Raw genomic sequence first — 2,655 nt, forward strand, 5'->3', positions numbered from 1 at the left:
TGTAAATACCACCCAAACTAACCCCCTTCCGCCATTTTAAATTGACCCCCTAAAAAAATCATCCAAAAACTGGTGGAGAGATGTTCTGAAGCTGTTAAAGAACTGGCTGTTTTTTGTTTATCAAACGTAGGATAAATTATGTCTTGTTGGTTTAATTAGTTTTATCGGTTTGTTCTTTTCTGTTTTTGCGTAACGATTCACCTTTCAGTTCAACACGAACAGATTGGTGAACGAGCCGGTCGAGTATAGCATCGGCGATGGTTTGTTCTCCAATTACATCGTACCAGTTTCTCACCGGTACCTGCGAAGCAATGATGGTGGAGTGTTTGCCATGCCTGTCTTCTACAATATCCATCAGCAATGCTCTTGCGCTTGCATCAAAAGCCTGTATGCCAAAGTCGTCCAGTATCAACAGATCCTGCTTTTCGATTTTGTTTAATTCTCTTAAGTGTGAGCCATCGGCTTTAGCCATTTTTAAAGCAGACATCAGTTTGGCCGTGTTGGTATAAAATACTTTAAAGCCCAACAAACAAGCCTGGTGGCCGATGGCAGAAGCCAGGTAGCTTTTTCCTGTTCCGGTACTGCCGGTAATAAAAACATCCTGCGCTTTTTTAATAAACTCACAGGTAAACAATCGGTCGATTTGATTTTTATCCAGTTCACGTTTTTCACTAAAGTCTATTCCGTTTACATCGGCCACGTAACGGAACTTTGCTGTTTTAATGTTGCGTTGCAGTGATCGGTGTTTACGGTCGTCCCATTCGCTTTGTACTAAATACTGCGCCATTTCATCGTTGGTGAAGCTGACCGATGGCGGCTGCTCAACAAATGCTTTAAATGCAGTTTGCATACCATACAGGCGCATGTCGCCCATTTTCTTGACTGTTTCGTTGTTCATGTACTTTGATTGTTGTGATTAAAAAATTATTGGTAGTAATGTTGCCCACGTATGTTTTCATGCGAAGGCATGTCGGTGCCAGCTACCTCATCTTCAAAAGGGATTGCATCGGCTTTTGAACGCAGTATCTGATCAATGATCGCATAGTTGTAAATACCAAAACTGTCAGCTCGTTTACAGGCATTGATCAATCGTGCATGGCCTACACGTTTGGCAAAACTCAATACACCGGAACAGGATTTATAACTTTGTTCAGGATACAGTTCTCTTGCCAGTATTTTGGCAACATACTGTGCTACTTCTTCACCAATAGAGGCAGCGGTGGCCATAAATTTCTGCGGATTCCATTCGGCTAAATATTTATGTTGTGTTGCAAGATGATCCTGCTGTGTGATGTATTTGCTGCCCTTGCCAAAAAAACGTTCATGCACGGCAACTACTTCGTTCTCGTGATAGACTTCTACTTTGCTGCTCGTATATTTTATTTTCAGCCGCTTACCGATCAGTTTGTAGGGAACACTGTAATAGCGTTTATCTACACTAAGTAATACATGACCGTATTTGTTTACAGTTGACAGCTGCGTTGTCATTGGTTCAAACAAATACGGGTTAAGTGGTTGCAGTGTGTGCTTCTCCAGTTCTGTAAACTGTTGCATCCTGCTGTAATCTTCGCCAGTAAGTTTTGCATTGTTATGCGCATCTAAATGAACAAGGATGTCTTTGTTGAGCTCATCGAGGTGATGATAAATGTTTTGATCGATCTTGGAAAAAATGCTGCTGTAGATAATCTTTACTGCACCTTCTACCAATGCTTTGTCTTTGGGTTTATACGTTCGTGTAGGGAACCCAAACGTGTGATAATGCTCTGCAAAAGCAGCAAAGCTATCGTTGAGTTGCGCTTCATACTTGCTGGCTTTGGTAACAGCCGATTTTAAATTATCGGGAACAATGGCTTGTGGTACGCCACCAAAAAAATGAAGTGCACGTTCGCAACCCAGTATAAAATCTTCTTTGCATTGCGAACGCACAGCCATTACAAAAGTGAGCTGACTACAGCCGAGTATGGCTACAAAAACTTCCACTTCACTCACTTCACCTGTATGCTTATCTACAAGGTTTAACTTCTGACCGGTAAAATCAACAAACAGTTTATCGCCTGCTTTATGTGTCATCTTCATCGATGGTTTACCCACCTGCATGTATCCATTGAGCCGTTCTAAAAATGCAGAACTTTTATATCCTTCTGGACATTGAAGTTTGTACGCATCATACACCATCCCTTTTGTTATACCCCGTTTCTTTAACATAGCTGCCAACGAAGGCAGCAGCGGCTCCAGCTCCTCCTGGCGCTTATTCGGTACAACAATAGGTGCATGAATTAAAAACAGGCGTGACATCGCTGCATCACTCATCGCTTCAATCTGCTCAATTGTTTTGCCTGAAAGTATATAGCGGTACAAATATTTTTTAACGGTGTTACGGGCTATACCCGTTGACTGGCTGATGGATTTGGTTCCTTTACCGCAGGCATACAGCCGCAGAATCTGACGAATTGTAAACATCTCAATTGTTTTGTTAGACATGAAAAAGTGGTACTTGATGAACCAAGAACCTCTTGCTTTTATCCTACAAAAACAACTAATCTTTTTATCAACTTCAGGGGGTCAGTTTGAAATGGCCGCAGGGGGTCACATTGGTCTGGCGAATGGGGGTCACATTAAGCCGGTAGCAGGGGGTCAATTTGAGTGGATTTTCCA

2 protein-coding genes are annotated in these 2,655 nt (G+C 42.1%); both read right to left on the reverse strand.

All coding sequences use genetic code 11. The features are described 5' to 3' along the window. Positions 1–151 precede the first annotated feature (151 nt). The gene (gene istB / locus ESA94_RS21290; protein ID WP_129132983.1) at positions 152–898 is read right to left on the reverse strand and encodes an IS21-like element helper ATPase IstB; all 747 of its coding nucleotides are present in this window, start codon (positions 896–898) and stop codon (positions 152–154) included. A 26-nt stretch (positions 899–924) separates the two neighbouring features. After that, positions 925–2,460, reverse strand: coding sequence for an IS21 family transposase (gene istA / locus ESA94_RS21295; protein WP_164972831.1), 1,536 nt, complete (start codon positions 2,458–2,460; stop codon positions 925–927). Between the last annotated feature and the right edge of the window lie 195 nt (positions 2,461–2,655).

This window comes from Lacibacter luteus (assembly GCF_004118265.1).
GTDB lineage: Bacteria > Bacteroidota > Bacteroidia > Chitinophagales > Chitinophagaceae > Lacibacter > Lacibacter luteus.